This window comes from Legionella tucsonensis (assembly GCF_001468035.1).
Taxonomy (GTDB): Bacteria; Pseudomonadota; Gammaproteobacteria; order Legionellales; family Legionellaceae; genus Legionella; species Legionella tucsonensis.
The window spans coordinates 670,845-691,304 of record NZ_LNZA01000001.1; the positions used below are offsets into that span (position 1 = coordinate 670,845).

The window sequence follows — 20,460 nt, forward strand, 5'->3', positions numbered from 1 at the left end:
AATGAATTTGTGGATTAAGGGAAGGAAAAGGTTTATATTTTTAATAGTCTTAAAGAGAATTCAGGAGTGATATTACCGTTGAAAACCTGGGTTTCATTACATTGCACCCAGGCTATTTCTATTTCTTATGCTTCAATTGGATCAAATTCTTCTGCGCTAAAGATTTCATCTGTATTGGATATCTGAGCCATAATTAGTTCATGTTCAAGATTTCTAAAATTCCACATGTTTTGATCCATAAGTTGACTGGGTTTGATGCTTTGCAGTGCATGAAGAATATTGCTTGGAACTTTGGGATTTTCTTCAGCAAGCTGATTAATTAAATGCGTTACTTTTTTACGCATTAAATTTTCCTGTGAACCACAAAGAGTACATGGAATAATAGGATAAGATTGTTCCTTAGCAAACGCGACAATGTCTTTTTCTTGCACATAACATAATGGGCGGATAACTATATGCTTTTTATTGTCACTAAGCAATTTAGGTGGCATTGAACGAATATCACCATTGTAGAGGATCGACATCATTAATGTACGAACCAGATCATCACGATGATGGCCTAGAGCAATTTTGTTGAACCCATGTTCTTCGGCATAACGATAGATAATACCGCGGCGCAAGCGTGAGCACAAAGAGCAATACGTTTTACCTTCAGGAATTTTTTCTTTAACGATACTGTAGGTATCCCGAGTTAGAATTTCATGAGGGATGGAGCGATCAACAAGCCATTGACGAACTGCAGTATCATCCCAACCAGGTTGGGCTTGATCCAGGGTAAAGGAAAAAAGTTCAAATTTATTCCCGGAGCGACGGCGCAACTGCTCCAGAATCGTTAAGAGGGTAAAAGAGTCTTTACCGCCTGATAAACAGACCATAACCCGATCGCCACGCTGAATCATGTTAAAATCTGCAATGGCTTTACCTGTATAATGTAATAATTTCTTTTCAACTTGAGAGGGATTGGGCATTATTAAAAACCTGAATAAAAGTTGTTATTTAGTGGCCTTGCTTACGGCTGGGGGTAATCTGTTAATTCGGGCTGTTTCTAACCATGAATTGATCAATTCGAGATCATTTACATTTAATGTTCCGGCAAGGTATTTTAGAGTTAAAACTGCATTAATTAAAGTATATTGGTCATTAGCAAGCTGATTTTGAGCTTCAAACAGGCGTTGTTGAGCATTTACCACATCCACCATTGTACGTGTACCTACTTCAAATTGAGCTTCTGTACTTTCCAATGAATTTTTTTGTGAAATAATAGTTTGTCTGTCTGCCTTTACTTTGCTAATTCCATCAGTAATTGTGTTAAACGCGATTCGGCTATTTACTACTACATCTCTATAGGCTTGTTCGACCTTTTCACTGGTCGCCTGAAAATTATGCTGTGCTTGTCGTGTTTGCGAGCGCACCAGTCCTCCTTGAAACGCCGGGAAATTCAGCGTTAAACCAATATTTGATTGTTTTTGATTTGCTGGTAAGAAAGGGCTGGATGTGTTGACTTCATTTGTTGTTTCTGTTGAATTGCCTTGGATAGCTATTGTAGGCCAATTTCCTGCAGACAGTGCTTTCATATTTTGTCGTGCTACTTCAAGAGTGTATTTGGAAGACAATAATTTATAGTTTTGCCTAAGACCTGTATCAATCCACTCATCTACATCATTAGGTTCCGGCTTAACGAGGGGAATTGTCCCATCTCGAAGCGGTGCTATGAGCTCATAAACATGATTGGTTAATTTTCTTAAATTTTCACTTTGATTAATTTGGTTGTTACGAGAGGCAATAACTGTAGCTACTGACTGATCATAAGCCGCTTTTGCTTCATAAACCGAGGTAATGGGATCAAGGCCTACTTCAAAGCGTTGTTTTGCTTGCTCGTATTGGCGCATGTTTGCGCGTTTTTTTGCTTCGGCAAAATTTAAGGTATCTTGGGCAAAGAGCACATCAAAATAGGCTTTAGCTGTTCTAAGAATTAAATCCTGAGCTGCATCGTTAAAAGTGGCTTGTGCTGCTTTAACAGATGCCCTAGCTTGTTGTACTTTTGCCCAAGCTTGATAATTGAAAATAGTCTGTGATGCAGAAAATTGCCATCCTCTGGACTTGTAATAGTCGTCTTGAATGGAAAAAAAACCATCATTCACATGCAGGAAATTGCGGGTTGTTTGTGCCGTAAGACCCGCTTGGGGAAGTAATGCAGCCCAGGCTTGAGGCAGAGCTTCTTTATTAGCCATGTAAGTATCATAGGCATTTTTGAAGATAGGGTCATTTTCAAGAGCTTGATGATAGATATCCATTAGGTCTGTTGCAGCAAATGATTGCACCATCAGACCCAAAGTCATGAGATAGCAAATCAACAATTTTTTCATTTTAAAGTAAATCCTAAAATACAAATTCTTTTGGCTTTGATTTATTGATCAATAAAGGAATGTTTGTTTCAAAAAGCAGTGATTTATGCCAATTTTCATGGTGATCCAATTCATATAATCGACCTTGCATTACAGGTGATGTTCCTTCAATAACAAATAATTTTCCGCCGGGGAGTATCTGTAATCTTTGGGTCTCAGTTATTTTTTCCATTGCGCCGGTGAATATGACAACATCATAAGGAGCATCTTCTAACCAACCTTGGTTGGCATCCCCAGTGATTAACTCAACATTATCGCAGCGATGCTCTTTTAGTTTATGGGCGGCATTGTTTGTGAAATCCGCATAATAATCTATGCTAATTACTTTTTTACACAATTTACTCAGCATGGTGGTAAAAAATCCACTGCCTGTACCTATCTCTAAAACTATTTCATGACCTTGTAAATCCAGGGCTTGCAAAATTTGTCCTTCTTCTAAAGGAGTAAGCATCCGTTGACCATGATTAAGAGGGATCTGCATATCTGAATATGCAAAATTTATAAATTGTTCGGGAACGAATTCGTGTCTGAGTACTACATCATACAAACGAAGTATGGATTCGTTTAAAACATCACCAGTTCGAAGTTGTTGCTTGACCATGTTAATGCGCGCGCTTTGATAACTCATTTGTTCTACCGTGTTGATTGTTTTAGGTTAAGGTTGACAATTCATTTAACAAATCCTCCGCTTTTGCGATGTGTTCGCGGTAATTTCATATTTGGGGATTTTAGAATTCCGCAAATATGCTGCGAAACGAGGTTGTGGAAGCGAATTGTCAACACACTTAAAAAACTTTGGCACAATCTTAGCAAAAAAACAGCGTATGTGCTAAGAAATAATGCTTGAATCCCGAATTTCGTGGTGACTCTGTTTAAAGTTTGCTATGATCCACAATTTTTAATGGTTTTTTTTAATAGATTTTTGATTACCTCCGTAGATTACTTAATGAAGTGAGTAGTCTGGGGAGTTTACGATAATTCAATGATAGGAGAATACAGTGCTTGAGCAATTTACTGATTATTTGCAAACTGAAATAGCGACACTTAAAAATGAAGGCTTATATAAATCAGAGCGGGTTATTTCCAGTCAGCAACAAGCCGCTGTCACAGTAAATCATGAAGAAGTAATCAATCTATGTGCTAATAATTATTTGGGTTTGGCCAATGATCCTCAACTTATTGCTGAAGGACAAAAAGCACTAGTTCAATACGGCTATGGTATGGCTTCCGTGCGTTTTATTTGTGGCACGCAAACGCCTCACAAACAGCTTGAGCAGAAAATCAGTCAATTTTTAAGCAAAGAAGATACGATATTATATTCTTCATGTTTTGATGCGAACACAGGTCTTTTTGAAACTTTATTGGGTGAAGAAGATGCGATTATTAGTGATGCATTAAATCATGCCAGTATTATTGACGGGATTCGACTCTGTAAAGCTGCGCGCTATCGATATGCTAATAACGACATGAACGCTTTGGAAGAGCAATTGATCGCCACTAAAAATGCACGATTTCGTTTAATTGCTACAGACGGTGTTTTTTCCATGGATGGAGTTTTAGCAAATCTTCCTGCAATTTGTGAGTTAGCCGATAAATATGATGCCATGGTGATGGTTGACGATTCCCATGCCGTTGGTTTTATGGGTGAAACTGGCCGTGGAACTCCAGAGCATTTTGGTGTCAGTGATCGTATAGATATTATTACAGGTACTCTAGGTAAAGCTTTAGGCGGTGCCTCAGGCGGGTATACTTCATCAAATCAAACCATAGTAGAGTGGTTGCGCCAACGTTCCAGACCCTACTTATTCTCAAATACCTTAGCTCCAGTGATCGCACATACTTCTTGTGTTGTTCTGGATAATTTGATGAAAAATAACCATTGGGCTGAGAAATTAAAACGTAACAGCCGTTATTTTCGCGAAGCTATGGCTCAATTAGGGTTTAAATTAATTCCTGGAGAACATCCAATTATTCCTGTGATGTTGGGTGATGCCAGCTTGGCAGGGCGTATTGCGAATCGTTTGTTAGAGTTAGGTATCTATGTGGTTGGTTTTTCCTATCCTGTAGTACCTAAGGGTTTAGCGCGAATTCGCACTCAAATGTCAGCTGCACATGAGCTACATCATTTGGATAAAGCGATTGAGGCATTTGAAACTGTAGGTAAGGAATTTTCTGTTATTTAAAGCAAAGTCATCTTTTCTGAATCATACAGAGAAGATCTTATTTTGAGGTACTTGTATGAAATCATTAGTCAAGGCGAAAAAGGAACCTGGAATTTGGATGGAAGAGATAGCTATACCTGAATATGGCGTCAATGATGTATTAATTAAAGTGAAAAAAACAGCGATTTGCGGTACTGACATCCATATTTATTCCTGGGATGAATGGGCACAAGCAACTATCCCCGTACCTATGACGGTAGGCCATGAGTTTTATGGCGAAATTGTTGCCGTAGGCCAAGAAGTACAAGGACTTCATGAAGGACAGCGCGTTTCTGGTGAAGGGCACATAACCTGTGGTTTCTGCCGAAATTGCCGCGCAGGTAAACGCCATCTTTGTCGCAATACTTTAGGTGTGGGTGTCAATAGACCAGGCTGTTTTGCAGAGTATTTATCTATACCTGCGAGTAATGTTATTGTCCTTCCTGATGATATTACTGCAGAACAAGCTTCAATTCTTGACCCTTTTGGAAATGCTACTCACTGTGCTTTGGCTTTTGATGTCGTTGGTGAAGATGTATTGATTACTGGTGCTGGACCCATTGGTATTATGGCAGCTGCTATTGTAAGACATATAGGAGCGCGTCACGTAGTTATTACAGATGTGAATGATTATCGTTTGGAGTTGGCTCGAAAAATGGGCGTGACTCGCGCAGTAAATATTAAGTACGAAAAGCTTTCTGATGTAACTTCCGAGTTAGGAATGCTCGAAGGTTTTGATGTAGGTTTGGAGATGTCAGGAAATCCTATGGCCCTAAATGATATGATGAAAGCAATGAATCATGGTGGACATGTGGCTATGTTAGGTATTCCTCCTCAGGAAACAGCTATTGATTGGAATCAAGTTATTTTTAAAGGCCTCGTGATTAAAGGTATTTATGGACGTGAAATGTTTGAAACTTGGTATAAAATGATTGCCATGTTACAAAGCGGATTGGATATTTCACCCGTCATTACGCATCATTGCCCAGTTGATGAGTACCAACATGCATTTCAAATTATGGCATCAGGTCAATCAGGTAAAGTAGTTCTTGATTGGTAGAAAACAAGTAAGTAATCGGGTTGAAGTACAATTATCACTCGGAAATATCAAACATCATTTTTCTCCCGGGTTACGGCTGTGCCTCACCCAGGTTATAAAGACAGTTTTAAAAAGGCGGAGCAGTTATGTCACAATATATTTTTACCATGAATCGTGTCAGCAAAATTGTTGAAAATCAGCGGTTTATTTTAAAAGATATTTCATTAAGTTTTTTTCCTGGCGCTAAAATTGGTGTTTTAGGATTGAATGGTTCGGGTAAGTCAACTTTATTACGTATTATGGCGGGTGTTGACACTCAATATGAAGGAGAAGCAAGACCACAACCAGGAATTAAAATCGGTTATCTTGAGCAAGAGCCTCAATTGGATCTAGATAAAACAGTACGAGAAGTTGTTGAAGAGGGCGTAAAAGATATGAAAGAAAAACTCGCCCGCTTTGACGAAATCAGCATGCGTTTTGCAGAGCCAATGAACGATGATGAAATGAACAATTTACTTGCTGAGCAAGGTGAATTGCAAAATGCTATTGAGACAGGCGGCGGTTGGGATTTGGATAGAAAACTCGACGTTGCTGCCGATGCATTGCGACTACCTGATTGGGATGCTGTTGTAGGTAAATTATCTGGAGGTGAGCGTCGCCGGGTAGCATTATGTCGTTTGTTGCTTTCCAATCCGGATATGTTGTTACTTGATGAACCGACCAACCATTTGGATGCAGAATCTGTAGCTTGGTTAGAGCATTACCTTGAAGGTTTTCCAGGAACAGTCGTCGCAATTACCCACGATCGATATTTCTTGGATAACGCTGCAGAATGGATATTGGAACTGGATCGTGGTGAAGGAATACCTTACAAAGGAAATTACTCTTCATGGCTTGAACAGAAAGAAGCGCGTTTAGAGATGGAGCAAAAACAAGAAGATGCTCATATGCGTGCAATGAAAGCAGAATTAGAGTGGGTACGTACTTCACCTAAAGGACGTCATGCGAAAAATAAGGCACGTCTTGCTCGATTTGAAGAAATGAATTCAAAAGAATTTCAAAAGCGTAATGAAACCAATGAAATATATATCCCACCTGGTGAGCGTTTGGGTGAACTGGTTCTTGAAGGGGAGAAAATTACAAAATCATTTGGTGATCGAATCTTAATTGAAAATTTAGATTTTAAACTTCCTAAAGGCGGTATCCTAGGGATTATTGGTCCTAACGGGGCAGGTAAGTCTACATTCTTGAAAATGATTACCGGTCAGGAAGAGCCTGATGATGGAGTGATTCGTGTTGGTGAAACGGTTCAATTATCTTATGTAGATCAGATGCGTGATGAATTAAATCCCAATAAAACAGTATGGGAAGAAATTTCTGGTGGCCATGACATCATGCAAGTAGGAAGTTTTCAAATGCCTTCACGTGCTTATGTGGGACGTTTCAACTTTAAGGGTGCGGATCAACAAAAGAAAATGGCTCAACTTTCTGGAGGGGAGCGTAATCGTGTTCATTTGGCAAAATTACTGAAAAGTGGTGGGAATGTATTATTGCTTGACGAGCCCAGTAATGATTTGGATGTCGAGACTTTACGCGCTTTGGAAGATGCAATTCTCAATTTCCCTGGTTGTGTTATTGTGATTTCGCATGATCGATGGTTTCTAGATAGAATTTGTACTCATCTAATGGCTTTCGAAGGCGATTCCCAAATTACCTTTATTGAAGGAAATTACAGTGATTATGAAGCGGATCGAAGACGTCGTTTGGGTGATGCAGCAGATAGACCATCTCGAATTAAATACAGAAAATTAGAGTCCTAAATTTCAATCGACTGTATGAATGCTGTAGATTTTGGTGAACAAGTTCAAGGAGCAGTGCGTAAGGAAAAATAAGTGATTTTAAGAAAGTATTATTCTAGTGGAGATAAAATTTAATGAATAAGTTGTTTTGGGCAGGTTTGTTACTGTGTATTGGTGGGTTAACATCCTGTGTTGAAAATGATCCATCTACTTTAATTACTGATGATGCAGGTTATGTGCATCGGACGATTCATTATACAAAAGACAAACGGGGTCGTGATTATTATCCTCAGAAGATTCAGGCAACAGGTGAGAAACGTTTTATTTTCGATCCGAAGGTTTCTGCATGGGCAGCTTATGATGAAGAAGGTAATCGTTTACTGACAGGTGGAGGATCAGCAGGTATTGATGTATGTGACGAAAATTCAAATCAATCATGTAGAACTGTTACCGGTACTTTTAAAGTTTATAATCGCAGAGGGGTTGATTGTAAGTCAGGGGAATATCCTGTAGATACTAAAGGTGGTGCAAGAATGCCTTATTGTACCTACTTTTATCAAGGATATACCATCCATGCCGCATACGAAGTTCCTGAACATCCATCAAGCCATGGTTGTGTGCGTATTTTCCCAAGTGCTGCCAAGTGGTTAAGTGAAAACTTTTTCCAAATAGGTACAAAAGTCATTGTATTAGAATACCCCAGTGAGTCCGGAACCAATAAACCCGTTGTATCTGCAAAGTTAAGGTAAGTTATCTTAATCAAATCTTTTCTAACCTGGGTGAAGCGTCGCAAAGCCCAGGTTTGTTTGACTTCAAATAGGGTTTAGGCGTACTTAACCCAGGATTTTTTCTCACCAAGAAAGACTATACCAAATTAAGGAGTATTAGGTGGAAGTGAGGGTTGTGTAGATCGATTTTCTGGCAAAGTAGGCTGTCCAGGAGTTACAGGCGTTGGGGTTGCCGAAGGATTTGCAGAAGTTGGCTGTGTTGACGTAGTAGGAGACGTAGCTGGAGTTGTTGGTGTAGTCGCTGCAGGTGCAGTTGTTGTCGGTGTGGTTGTTTCTGGTGCAGTTCCTGGGGTTGTTGTTTCAATGTTTGGATTCATGACCGTAGCTGGGTTTGGGTTAAAATCGGGAGGTAGTTTTTGAGTTACTGTCCCTCTTGGAGCAGCAATCATCTGAGTAATTCCCAAATCTCCAGTTATCTTACGTCCTATAGTTACATCAACACTGAGTAATTGTGTTACTTTTTCTTGATCATTTTGATAAACAACTTGCAGTGGTAAATTAATTTTCCATTGATTGTCTTTTGCTTCTGTTATTGTAACTTGTCCCATTACTTGACTGCTTACAGTCAGTTTTTGTGATTTAATGGCTTCTAAATTACCTGATTTTTGTAATGCTGTATTAAAACCAGTCCATCCTTGCTCAGTAAAGCAGGGTTGTAATTTTTGCAGTTGGGAATCTAAATTATTTGGATTAAAGTCAAAAGCTTGGCTAACAGCTTTTTCGGCCCATTTCATAACCAATGATTGATCAATGGTTTTGGTATCTGGAGAAATTTTATACTCACAATTGATGGGGGCGGCTGGTGCTGGTGCTGGATTTACGGAAGGTAAATTTTGGCCAGGAGGAGTAGGTGTAGCGGGTATTGGTTGCATGGCACCTGGGGTTTGAGGAGCAGGTGTCGTTGCTGACTGAGTAACATCAGCATGTACTTGGGTACCAATCAGAGTAAAAAGGGTACCCCAGAGTAATGTGTTCTTCATGAAATTGACTCCTTAAATAGTATGTAGCAATTCTGCGATAATAAGGGCCGCCAGTCTAGCAGTTTTTTGTTCGTGATCCAAAGGCGGTGACAGTTCAGCAACATCAAAACTAACTACTTTGCCACTTTGAATAATGTATTTCAAGAGCGGTAAAATTTGCCAAGGGCTAAGCCCCAACGGTTGTGGTGCACTGACGCCTGGGGCAAATGATTCTGCTAAAACATCCAAGCATAGAGTCAGATAAATATGATCTAGATTGAGCATGAAATCATCAAGAAAAGCTAAATGCCAGGCTAAGCTGTTCGCATATAACTCTTCTGCAGTCAGATAATTAACATTAAGCTCATCAGCTCGCTCAAAAAGGGAGGGGGTATTTCCCATTTTTTGGATTCCAATACAGCAATAATGAAATGGCTGATTATTTTCTTTACAATAGGCTGCTATTTGCGAGAAGGGAGTTCCCGATGTGCCTGGTTGATTTTTTTGATGAGGTCTTAAATCAAAATGGGCATCAAAATTAATAATACCCAATTTGGTATAATGAGGTGCCAAGCCTTGATAATGTGCCCACGCAATTTCATGTCCTCCACCAAAGGCAACAGTTTGATGACCTTGTTGATGGCAAAAACTGATTAAATTGGCAAATTGCGCTTGTGCAGTTTCCAGTTCATTCTCTTCACAAAAAATGGTACCCAAGTCAAAAAGAGGCTTATCTATGAAGCAAGGCAATTTTGCCAATTGCGTTTTGATTTGATCGGGTCCTAATTTTGCTCCGGGCCTACCCATATTTCGACGAACACCTGCATCACTGGCGAAGCCAAGGAAAACAGTTTTTTTCTCTTTGGTAATGAGATCGGTTTGTTCCACAGGAAAAATAATTTTTTGAAAGAAGCGTTCTGCATTGATAGTATCTTTTCTACCTTGCCAAAGTGCAGGATTGGCTCGTTGGTAATTGGAAAGATGTTCAAACATTTAATTCTCCCCTATGTAATTCACTCTTGCATTCTCTAAATAAAATCAAGTCCTAATTCTGAGTTTAAATGCAATTAATGGCCACTACTTTAGAATAATTTGCATTATAAGTCACCGTACAGCTTTTTGCTCCATCAGGAAGTTTACGAATCAATTGAATTTTAGTATGTGTATAGTCACATGCAACCCAAATCTCTTGTTTACCAAATGTCCAAGTCAGTTTTTTAACTTTAGAGTTTTCATGATCGGGTGCAAGACTTGCATTTTCTTTAGGATGACCCGAATAAAAAGTAATGCGAGCAAATTGCTGAATACCATTCAACTTATCTGTAAATACATCCCAATCTTTTATTTCATGTTGTAACGATTGATTCGTTTGAATGACCTGTGGGCATTGTATTTTACCGGCATATGCTGAGTGATATAAAAGAGCTAATCCACAAAGAAAGTTGATACAAACAGGAACTTTCATTAATCTACCTCAGGTATTATTTATTGGATTTATTATAACATGATGACGCCATCTCAATAGAATTCTTGCATCACCTATATCTTTTTCTTTATTGCTTTGTTATCACTGTTCATTTACTGCATGTAAACTCTGCTCCGAAGTAGCGATGTCTTGCACTAAAGCAAAATCTACAGGTTATACAAGAGTACTATTAGCCCTGCCTTTATTTTTCTAGCTCAGTTGTTTTTTCGCTAAGGCTCTCAATGTCTTGCGATCAATTTTTCCTGTAAAACCATAGGGCAATTGATCCATAATAATGATTTGATAAGGACGTTTGTTCGTCGGGAGCGATTCATTAATCCAATCCATTAATGCCTGAGCGGTTAATTGGTTACTCTTAACTTTAAGCACTACATAAACGATAATTTTATCATTATTTTTTTTATTAGGATTAGCTAAAGCAATTGCAGCAGCTTCTTTAACCGCATCATGTTGATAAAAGATATTTTCAATCTCCATGGGAGAAATAAGTTCTCTTCCACATCGAATGATATCCACTTTACGACTTACGAACCAGTAATATCCCTCTTCATCTTGATAAGCAAGATCTCCTGTATGAAACCAGCCATTCTTTATAGTTTTTGTTGTCAATGCGGTATCTTGCCAATAACCGGAACACATACTCTCACCACGCACAATGATTTCGCCTGTTTTATATGGTTTTAAAATAGGTTCCTCTTTTTCATCAATTAATTGCATTTCCATGCCTGCTATAGGCAATCCAATCGAACCAGTTTTCTTTTTTCCATAGGGGGGATTCATTGAGTAGATCTGAAGTTCGGACATACCACATCCTTCAGTAATTTCAATGTGGAATAGTAAGTTAAATTTTTCCTGGAGAAAAACAGGTGTTGCATCGCCGCCGGAAAAGCAAAAATTGAGTGTATTGATTTCATAATCTAAAAGCTCAGCATGATGAATGAGCTCAAGGTAAAGTTTGGGAAATCCATAGATTTTGGTAATTCTATGTAGGTGAAGTTTTGCTAATATTTCCTTAGGATCAAAACTGGGTAATAGCACTACAGTAGCTCCAACAGCGTGAAAAGGTAAAATTTGCGAGCCAAGACCAATCAAATAGCATACTGGAAACATTACTAATGTTTGATCGCTTTGATTAATCTGAATTTGCGTTATTTGGTTGTGCGTACCGTGACTGAGGCTTTGATGACTATGTACAACAGTTTTGGGTAATCCTGTCGTGCCTGATGTAAAAAAAAGCAGAGCCGGTTTTTCCAATTCAATTTCAGTTGTTGCAACGGACGTATTCATGGGTAAAAGTAATTCTTGAAAGTCCAGGACTCCAGAATAGCGATTTGCTTCTGAAGTAAGATAGCATTCATTAATCTCTTTTAATATTTTTTCATCATTAAGTAGCTGTTTAAAATAATCTGAAGTGGTTATAAAAATACGTGCTTCACTGTGTTTCAGTACGTAGTGAATTAACTCATTATTAAATTGAATATTAACAGGGACTGCTATAGCTCCTATCATAAAGCAAGCATAGTAACATAAAATAATTTCAATACTGTTTGGTAAAAGAAAAGCAACACAATCTCCTTTTGAGATACCTTTTTCTAAAAAAGAAGTCGCAAGATGCTGAGTTAATTCATAAAGTTCCTGATAGGTATAACACTTTTGATGAATAACTAAGGCAATTTTATCAGGAAACTTTTCTGCTGATTTACTGAGTAATGTACTTAATCGATACATAGATACAATCCTTAAAGTAGTTTTCTCTATGAACTTCTAAGATCGTAAAAATCGAGATCAACACAGATTTATTGCTTACAATTTATAATAAAATTCCTTTATCTGGCAATGCATGCGCATAAAATTATGCCAAGTTTGTTCAATGTCTGATATTATCTGCGCATGGCAAATCAAAAGAGTAAGAGGACACTGTGATTGTTATTACCGGTGGAGGAAGTGGGATAGGAAGATCATTAGCTTTTTCTTTGGCAAAACGAGATCAATCAATCTTAATCATAGGTAGAAAAGAAGAATTATTGCAGGAAACAGCCGCTTTTTCTTCAAAAATCCAATATATTTGCGCTGATGTTTCAACACATGAAGGTTTAGAGGCAATCAAAAATCGTCTCAATAATGTGAATCAAGTGAGTGCTCTAGTTAATAATGCAGGAACTTTAAACCCCTTGGTTCTCCTTAAGGATGTTGAGCCTAGAGACTGGTATCATGCATTTAATACAAACTTAAATGCTGCTCTTTTTCTCCCACAAATGATCTATGATAAATTAACTCATGGCCGTGTTTTAAATATCAGTTCTGGAGCTGCTTATTTTGCAATTAGGGGATGGGGTGCGTATTGTACCTCTAAAGCAGCATTATCGATGCTAACTAAATGTTGGCAGTTGGAGTCTGATTCAATTGCGTTTGCCAGTGTTATGCCAGGAATAATTGACACAAAAATGCAAGAGATCGCTCGAAGTAATGAAAATCCTGCTTATGAGCAGATAAGTTTTTATAAGCGATTGAAAGATGCAAACCGCCTAATTTCACCGGATACAGTTGCCGAATTCTTGGTATGGCTTTTATTGGAAGTGGATAAAAAAACTTTTGTATCTAAAGAGTGGGATATATATGATACAGAACATCATAAAGCATGGCTCAAACCCCCTCATCAAGTTCTTTATTGGGATTTTTAATGTCCGCATGTGAAAAATTATTATTAAATGCAACTACCATTGATGCTCAGGGAAATCAGCTAACTCAGCAAGCTATTGCGATTAAAAATGGCCTCATTGAATGGTGTGGACCGCAAGCACAAATGCCTTCCCAATTTTATGAACTGCAACATAAAGAAGAATGTCAGGGGCAATTAGTTACTCCAGGGCTTATCGATTGTCATACTCATTTGGTTTATGGGGGAAATCGATCAACCGAGTTTCAAATGAAACTGGCCGGAGTTAGTTATGCTGAAATTGCCAAGGCAGGCGGTGGAATCTTATCTACAGTGCACCATACACGAGCAGCGTCTGAAGAGGAATTGCTCCAACAATCCTTACCAAGAATTCTTGCTTTACGTGCAGATGGAGTGACAACAGTCGAGATCAAGTCGGGTTATGGTTTGGATTTGCCTAATGAATTGAAAATGCTGCGAGTAGCTAAGCGTTTAGGTGAGTTAACAGGATTAAGAGTTAGAAAAACATTTCTTGGCGCGCATGCAATAGGTCCTGAATTTCAAGAAAACAGCCAGGCTTACATCGATGTTCTTTGTCAAGAAATGCTGCCTGCATTGTGTGAAGAGAATTTAGCAGATGCTGTGGATGTATTTTGTGAGTCCATTGCTTTTTCACTTAAACAAACAGAGCAAGTTTTTACTGCTGCACGCAAATTAAATCTCCCTATAAAATGTCATGCTGAGCAGTTATCCAATCTTGGTGCAAGCGAGCTTGCGGCAGAGTTTGGCGCTTTATCTTGTGATCATTTGGAATTTCTGGACGAGAAAGGGGCATATGCTATGGCAAGGGCAAACACAGTTGCTGTTTTACTTCCAGGTGCTTATTATTTTCTGCGCGAAAAACAAAAACCTCCAGTAGAGCTACTGCGACGAGCTGGAGTAGGTATGGCAATTGCCACCGATTGTAATCCTGGTTCATCGCCAACTACCTCATTACGTTTGATGATGAGTATGGCCTGCCAATTCTTTTCATTATCTGTTCCTGAAGTACTAGCGGCAGTTACAAGTCAAGCGGCAAGAGCATTAGGTTTGCAAAAAGCGCTGGGTACACTTGCTCAAGGTATGCAAGCTGATTTGGTATTGTGGTCTGTTAGTGACAGTGCCGCACTATGTTATTATTTTGCCTATCCCTTATCACATCGTACGATGATTGCAGGGGAATGGGTTTCTACAGAGAATAATTACTAGGAAATAAAATGATGTTGAATCCACTAAAAACACTTTTCTCTTTATGTTTTCTCATAAGTTCCTTCACTGCTTGGGCTATAAATCCAATATCGATTAAAAAAGAGACTCCTGTTTATATTCTTGATATCAAATACCCACAAGAATTTAAAGACCCACGCATCAATGCTGCAGTACAGGATTTCATTGAAAAATCCAAAAAAAATTTTTTTAAAGAAATTGCTGGTGATTCGGATATTCCTGCTGATGCACCAGGAAAATCGGGTTTAAATGTCACTTATTCTTTGCCTTATAAAACCAAAAATGCCTTAAGTGTGTCTTTTAATATTTCGATTAATCACCGGGGAGCTGCACATCCCTCAAATACAGTGGCAGTACTAAATTTTATTAATGGCCGTCAGGTTAGTTTATCTGATTTATTTCGTCCTGAAGTGAATTATTTAAAACCTATTGCCAGTTTCTGCAGCAAAAAAATTACTGAGAAAAATTTTTCGGATAAGAAATGGATTGAAGAAGGTACTAAGCCTATAGATAAAAATTATAAGATTTGGTCTTTTTCTCCAGATGGAATCAATATTATTTTTGATACATATCAGGTTGCTGCTTATGTTTATGGTCCGCAGACGGTAAAAATACCTTTGTCACAAATTTCTTCTTTACTCAATCCTGAAATAATGCATAGTGTTTGGGGTCGTTAATGGCTGATACTCCTTTTATAGCTGCTGATAAAAAAGTAGCTGAACTTTCTTTTCGAGTTGTTTTTCTTGCAATAATACTGACTGTTTTGTTGGCTATGTCCAATGCGTATCTTGCCTTGAAGCTGGGGATTTTGACTTCTGCATCCATTCCGGCAGCAATTATTTCCATGGGCATTTTGCGCTTTTTTAAAAATTCCACCATTCTTGAAAATAATGCGGTGCAAACCGCAGCATCTGCTGGTGAGGCTGTAGCAGGAGGGATTGTTTATACCATTCCAGCATTGATTATTATTGGTTTTTGGAATCATTTTGATTACCTCACTAATTTTTTCATTGCGGTTTGTGGCGGCGCTCTAGGGGTATTATTTTCCATTCCACTCCGTCGTATTTTGGTCCATGATCAATCTTTAAAATTTCCCGAAGGGAGAGCAATTGCGGAAGTACTAAAGTCGTCCGTGGAAAAAACAGGCCTTAAAGACATATTAATTGGAGGAGCAGTAGGCGGTCTGATTGAATTATTCCAAACTGGATTTAAAGTAATTGCTAACAGTTGGGGTTATTGGTTTGTGATAAAACGATCACTATTTGGTCTTGGCGCTGGTTTTTCCGCTACGATGATAGGCGCTGGTTATCTTGTTGGCCATGATATGGCGATCAGTATCTATTTGGGAGCAGTAATTTCTTGGTTGGTTGCATTACCTGCAGTCAGCCACTTTTATCCCGAATTTATAAATCATTATCCTGCTGAACAAGCTGCAACATTTTTATGGAACAGCGAAATGCGCTATTTGGGTATAGGTGCTATGTTGTTTGCAGGTGTATGGACTTTTTTAAAATTAGTTAAACCGCTCTCGAGAAGCATTGGGACTTCACTGCAAACATATATGTCTAAAGGAAGCGTTAGTACTCAGTTGCTGCGAATTGATAAGGACATCCCTTTGCCTTATATTTTGATAGGTACTGGTACATTTGCTGCGATCTTGTTTCTCTTTTTTCAATTTGTTCTGCCTTTAGATCAAGTAGGATTGGATAATCAATATTCACCAACTCTAGTTTTTCTTGCAGTTCTTTATGTATTATTTATCGGATTTATTTTTTCGGTTATTACTGCCTATTTTTCAGGTATGGTAGGTGTTACAGCAAGTCCAGGGAGTTCTGTTGTAATCTCAGGAATGCTTTTTGCAGCATGGTTGTTGTTAGTCGCTATTGATCATTTATTGCCATTACCCTTAAGTACGCAACAAATCCAGGCAGCTGAAGCAATTACGATTATTATTGGAGCTGTAGTTACCGGCATTGCGGCAATTGCGAATGATAATACCCAAGATCTCAAAGTGGGACAGCTTGTCGGGGCAACTCCATGGAAACAACAATTGATGCTGTTGTTGGGTGTGGTGATTTCTTCTTTAGTAATTCCACCGGTAATGCAGTTACTATTTAATGTGTATGGGATTGCAGGGGTAATGCCTCATCCTGGTATGGATATCAGTCAATCTTTACCCGCGCCAACAGCCGCTTTAATGGCTGCTATTACGGAAGCTGTTTTCAGGAATTCATTACCATGGACCATGATGTTGATTGGTTCTGCAATTATTCTGATTATTATTTTTCTCAATTATATTTTTAAATTAAGGCGTTTTTTAAATTTATCCATTTTAGGAATCGCTATAGGAATGTATTTACCACTTTCTTCTTCATTCCCGCTGTTTATTGGCGGTATGATTGCATTGTTCGTTAAAGAACGTTTAAAACGCAAGACTCCTATTAAAGAAGAAGCAACAATCCGCAAACAAAGAGGGACTCTTATTGCCTGTGGTTTGGTGGCAGGTTCTGCAATTATGGATGTCTTGCTTGCTATTCCTTTTTCAATCTTTCAAAGCCCAGATGCTTTGCAATTGGTTGGTCCAGGCTGGGAAAATATAGGTGTGTATTTGGGAGTTTTATCTACCTTGTTACTTGCTTGCTGGATCAATCATAGGGTTGTTGGGAAAGATAAAGATAACGATTCAGGTAATGGTTAATTTATTAATCCTGGCTGTTTGCAGCTAGGATTGATGAGGAATACGTGCATGATTACAAGAGCAACCAGACTTGTATCTTATGTATCCAATTAGCCGATGTAGCGCTTGATGCGCGATATCCAGAAGATCTTTGACCCACTTTCAGAGATCTTTCTCTTCATTGGATTCTCCCATGGATACCGCGCGCATAAAAGCGTGCGGTAAGTAAGTTTTTTTAAAATTATTTTAAAACAAAATATTATTATAGCGACTCTATCCTGGTTTTATGTTGTAACAGCTTTTCTTTAGTTTGCTGTGCCTGCGCCAATTTTTCACGTTCTTTAGCAATAATTTCCGCAGGTGCTTTATCAGTAAATTTAGGGTTGTTTAATTTACCTTCGGCAAGTCCAATGTCTTTATCTAATTTGGCTAACTCCTTTGTTAAACGCATCAATTCTGCATCTTTGTCAATTAAATCAGCCATTGGAATGAGTAATTCAATTTCACCTAATACAGCAGTTGCAGATACGGGTACTTTTTCATCTGCTCCAAGAAAATGAATATGACTTAATTTACTCAGCGCTTTTAAAGTATGCTGATATTTTTCCACTCTCTCTTTAAGCACTGGTGTAATATGACGAATATAAAGCGGAATAAGCTTAGCCGGTGAAATCGACATTTCACTACGGATGGTGCGTACGGCTTGAATCGCTGATTTTAGCCATTCCAATTCTTCTTCAATGGTATCATTGATGAATTCATGATTCACTTGAGGGTAAGCGCTAGTCATAATGCTTGTGCCATTATCACTGGTTAACTTTGTAGTACGCTGCCAAATTTCTTCTGTAATGAATGGCATTAAAGGGTGCAATATTTTAAGAATTCGATCAAGAACGTGAATTAAGGTTCTGCGAGTGCCTCGTTTTAAAGCACTCAATGCATGTTCATCTTGTAATACGGGCTTGGATAACTCCAGATACCAATCGCAATATTCGTGCCAAACAAATTCGTAAATCGTGTTTGATAGCAAATCTAATCGATACGTTTCAAAATAATGATGTACTTTGCTTATGGTGCGTTGCAAACGGGATAAAATCCACTGATCTGCAGGGGTATACTGAAACGCCCCATCATCGAAATCTATCTGTTCCTCATCGGTATTGAGCAATACGTATCGTGCGGCATTCCACAGTTTGTTGCAAAAATTGCGATAGCCTTCCACTCGACCTATATCAAAGCGTACATTACGACCTGTAGATGCAAGAGAGCAATAAGTAAAGCGAAGGGCATCTGTTCCATAGGCACTAATGCCCTCAGGGAATTCTTTACGTGTGTTTTTGATTATTTTGTCACGGACCGACTGCAACATTAGATTAGATGTTCGTTTTGCAATAAGTGATTCGAGATCAATTCCATCAACAATGTCCAGCGGATCAAGCACATTACCTTTAGATTTGGACATTTTATGTCCTTCACTATCTCGGATTAATCCGGTAATAAATACTTCTTTAAAAGGAATTTTTCCGGTAAATTTTAAGCCCATCATAATCATACGAGCAACCCAGAAAAAGATAATATCAAAGCCAGTAACGAGTACTGAAGTGGGGTAGAACTGTTCTAATTCTGGAGTACGTTCAGGCCAGCCTAGAGTTGAAAAAGGCCAAAGCGCAGAAGAAAACCAGGTATCTAGGACGTCTTCATCTTGCTTAAGCACAGTTGAATCTTTAATTTTGTATTTAAAGCGTACATCGTTTTCACTATAACCCACATAAACATTACCATTATTGTCATACCATGCAGGTATTCGATGTCCCCACCATAATTGACGGCTAATACACCAGTCTTCAATATTGTCCATCCATTGAAAATAGGTTTTGGTCCAGGTTTCTGGGATAAATCGAATTTCACCGCTTTTCACAACGGCTATTGCTGGTTCAGCTAAGGGTTGAGTTTTTACATACCATTGATCAGTTAATAGGGGTTCTATAATGACATGTGATTTTTCGCCACGAGGTACTTTTAACTTATGTGGTTCGGTTTTAATTAATAAGCCTGCTGCCTCCAGATCATTAATAATTTGTTCTCGGGCTATAAATCGATCCATACCCTGATATTTTAAAGGAGCATTCTTATTAATAGAGGCTTTTTTGGTTAAGATATTTATAACAGGAAGTGTATGACGTTTACCTACTTCATGATCATTAAAGTCATGGGCAGGTGTAATTTTAACGCAGCCACTGCCAAATTCTTTATCAACATATTCATCAGCGATTATGGGAATAGTCCGATCACAAAGCGGTAGGTAGACCTGTTGTCCAATAAGATGTTGGAAGCGTGGATCATCAGGATGTACAGCAACTGCTGTATCTCCTAACATGGTTTCAGGACGAGTCGTAGCTACAATAAGCGATTCAGTTGAGTTAACAACTGGATAGCGAATATGCCAGAGAAAACCATCTTCCTCTTCAGAAAGTACTTCAAGATCAGATACTGCAGTCCCTAACTTAGGATCCCAATTCACTAAACGGGTTCCACGATAAATCAATCCTTCGTCATAGAGTTGCACAAATACTTTTTGTACAGCAGCTGATAATCCTTCATCCATGGTAAATCGTTCACGACTCCAGTCTACAGACGCACCTAAACGTCTCATTTGTTGCGTGATGGTATTACCTGATTCATTTTTCCATTGCCAAACGCGCTCTAAAAATTGTTCGCGGCTAAGATCTTTTCTAGAAATCCCTGAAGCCTCAAGCTGACGCTCAACAACAAGTTGCGTTGAAATTCCTGCATGATCAGTACCCGGTTGCCATAAAGTTCTATCACCTAACATTCGATGATAACGGGTCAAAGCATCCATAATCGTATGCTGAAAACCATGTCCCATATGCAGACTACCCGTGACGTTAGGAGGAGGAAGCATGATGCAATATTTTTTACCGTCACCATGAGGTTGGAAATAATGATGATTTTCCCAATTTTTATAGCATGCTTTTTCAATTGCTTCAGGGGAATAGATTTTATCCATGATTAAACCTGTACTGATAAAAGACGAAATATTATCACAAATTCAAGCGTAAGTTGAATTAATAAGGGCAATATACTCGGTGTTTAAATTAAGGAAGGGGATATTGTAGCAACTGTCTTGAATTTCATGTTGAGACAGTTGCTATGTTTTCGGGTT

General features: G+C 38.6%; 16 protein-coding genes. 8 read left to right on the top strand and 8 right to left on the bottom strand.

Annotation, left to right across the window (positions count from 1 at the left end; genetic code table 11):
- Nucleotides 1-125: 125 nt before the first annotated feature.
- Genes ttcA through Ltuc_RS02845 form a run of 3 tightly spaced genes read right to left on the bottom strand, consistent with a single transcriptional unit; the run spans nucleotide 126 to nucleotide 3,033 of the window.
- Complete coding sequence (gene ttcA / locus Ltuc_RS02835; RefSeq protein WP_058519832.1) at nucleotides 126-968, bottom strand: tRNA 2-thiocytidine(32) synthetase TtcA; 843 nt, start codon at nucleotides 966-968, stop codon at nucleotides 126-128.
- A 24-nt stretch (nucleotides 969-992) separates the two neighbouring features.
- Entirely contained in the window at nucleotides 993-2,366 is a 1,374-nt protein-coding gene (locus tag Ltuc_RS02840; RefSeq protein WP_058519833.1) for a TolC family outer membrane protein, read from the bottom strand.
- A gap of 13 nt (nucleotides 2,367-2,379) precedes the next feature.
- On the bottom strand, nucleotides 2,380-3,033 hold the full coding sequence (locus Ltuc_RS02845) for a protein-L-isoaspartate O-methyltransferase family protein (protein WP_058519834.1): 654 nt from the start codon (nucleotides 3,031-3,033) through the stop codon (nucleotides 2,380-2,382).
- A 370-nt stretch (nucleotides 3,034-3,403) separates the two neighbouring features.
- Here Ltuc_RS02845 and Ltuc_RS02850 point away from each other — a divergent pair, with 370 nt between their 5' ends.
- The 4 genes from Ltuc_RS02850 to Ltuc_RS02865 all read left to right on the top strand — a co-directional run bounded on the left by Ltuc_RS02850 (nucleotide 3,404) and on the right by Ltuc_RS02865 (nucleotide 8,193).
- Nucleotides 3,404-4,588, top strand: a complete 1,185-nt coding sequence (locus tag Ltuc_RS02850) for a glycine C-acetyltransferase (RefSeq protein WP_058519835.1) — start codon at nucleotides 3,404-3,406, stop codon at nucleotides 4,586-4,588.
- Between the two features lie 55 nt (nucleotides 4,589-4,643).
- Nucleotides 4,644-5,666 carry an L-threonine 3-dehydrogenase gene (tdh, locus tag Ltuc_RS02855; protein WP_058519836.1) on the top strand — a complete coding sequence of 341 codons (1,023 nt, stop codon included), beginning with the start codon at nucleotides 4,644-4,646 and terminating at the stop codon, nucleotides 5,664-5,666.
- Between the two features lie 125 nt (nucleotides 5,667-5,791).
- On the top strand, nucleotides 5,792-7,465 hold the full coding sequence (gene ettA / locus Ltuc_RS02860; protein ID WP_058519837.1) for an energy-dependent translational throttle protein EttA: 1,674 nt from the start codon (nucleotides 5,792-5,794) through the stop codon (nucleotides 7,463-7,465).
- A gap of 113 nt (nucleotides 7,466-7,578) precedes the next feature.
- Nucleotides 7,579-8,193 carry a L,D-transpeptidase gene (locus tag Ltuc_RS02865; protein ID WP_058519838.1) on the top strand — a complete coding sequence of 205 codons (615 nt, stop codon included), beginning with the start codon at nucleotides 7,579-7,581 and terminating at the stop codon, nucleotides 8,191-8,193.
- Nucleotides 8,194-8,318: 125 nt separating this feature from the next.
- Here the strand turns inward: Ltuc_RS02865 and Ltuc_RS02870 are convergent, their stop codons facing one another.
- From Ltuc_RS02870 to Ltuc_RS02885, 4 genes are all read right to left on the bottom strand, one after another.
- Complete coding sequence (locus tag Ltuc_RS02870) at nucleotides 8,319-9,212, bottom strand: DotI/IcmL family type IV secretion protein (protein WP_058519839.1); 894 nt, start codon at nucleotides 9,210-9,212, stop codon at nucleotides 8,319-8,321.
- Nucleotides 9,213-9,224: 12 nt separating this feature from the next.
- Nucleotides 9,225-10,184 (bottom strand): formimidoylglutamase, encoded by a 960-nt coding sequence (gene hutG, locus Ltuc_RS02875; protein ID WP_058519840.1) that lies wholly within the window; start codon nucleotides 10,182-10,184, stop codon nucleotides 9,225-9,227.
- 64 nt (nucleotides 10,185-10,248) lie between these two features.
- The gene (locus Ltuc_RS02880; protein ID WP_058519841.1) at nucleotides 10,249-10,656 is read right to left on the bottom strand and encodes an STY0301 family protein; all 408 of its coding nucleotides are present in this window, start codon (nucleotides 10,654-10,656) and stop codon (nucleotides 10,249-10,251) included.
- A gap of 210 nt (nucleotides 10,657-10,866) precedes the next feature.
- Complete coding sequence (locus Ltuc_RS02885; protein ID WP_058519842.1) at nucleotides 10,867-12,405, bottom strand: class I adenylate-forming enzyme family protein; 1,539 nt, start codon at nucleotides 12,403-12,405, stop codon at nucleotides 10,867-10,869.
- A gap of 191 nt (nucleotides 12,406-12,596) precedes the next feature.
- Between Ltuc_RS02885 and Ltuc_RS02890 the strand changes: the two genes are divergently transcribed.
- The 4 genes from Ltuc_RS02890 to Ltuc_RS02905 are packed head-to-tail and all read left to right on the top strand — an operon-like array spanning nucleotide 12,597 to nucleotide 17,297.
- On the top strand, nucleotides 12,597-13,358 hold the full coding sequence (locus Ltuc_RS02890) for an SDR family NAD(P)-dependent oxidoreductase (RefSeq protein ID WP_058519843.1): 762 nt from the start codon (nucleotides 12,597-12,599) through the stop codon (nucleotides 13,356-13,358).
- On the top strand, nucleotides 13,358-14,581 hold the full coding sequence (gene hutI / locus Ltuc_RS02895) for an imidazolonepropionase (RefSeq protein WP_058521582.1): 1,224 nt from the start codon (nucleotides 13,358-13,360) through the stop codon (nucleotides 14,579-14,581). Before Ltuc_RS02890 ends, hutI begins: the two co-directional genes overlap by 1 nt.
- Nucleotides 14,582-14,592: 11 nt before the next feature.
- Entirely contained in the window at nucleotides 14,593-15,276 is a 684-nt protein-coding gene (locus tag Ltuc_RS02900) for a DUF3298 and DUF4163 domain-containing protein (protein WP_058521583.1), read from the top strand.
- Complete coding sequence (locus tag Ltuc_RS02905) at nucleotides 15,276-17,297, top strand: OPT family oligopeptide transporter (protein WP_058519844.1); 2,022 nt, start codon at nucleotides 15,276-15,278, stop codon at nucleotides 17,295-17,297. The genes Ltuc_RS02900 and Ltuc_RS02905 overlap by 1 nt, the downstream gene beginning before the upstream one ends.
- 241 nt (nucleotides 17,298-17,538) lie before the next feature.
- On the opposite strand, the gene Ltuc_RS02910 is transcribed toward Ltuc_RS02905, so the two are convergent.
- Entirely contained in the window at nucleotides 17,539-20,304 is a 2,766-nt protein-coding gene (locus Ltuc_RS02910; RefSeq protein ID WP_058519845.1) for a valine--tRNA ligase, read from the bottom strand.
- Nucleotides 20,305-20,460: the final 156 nt, after the last annotated feature.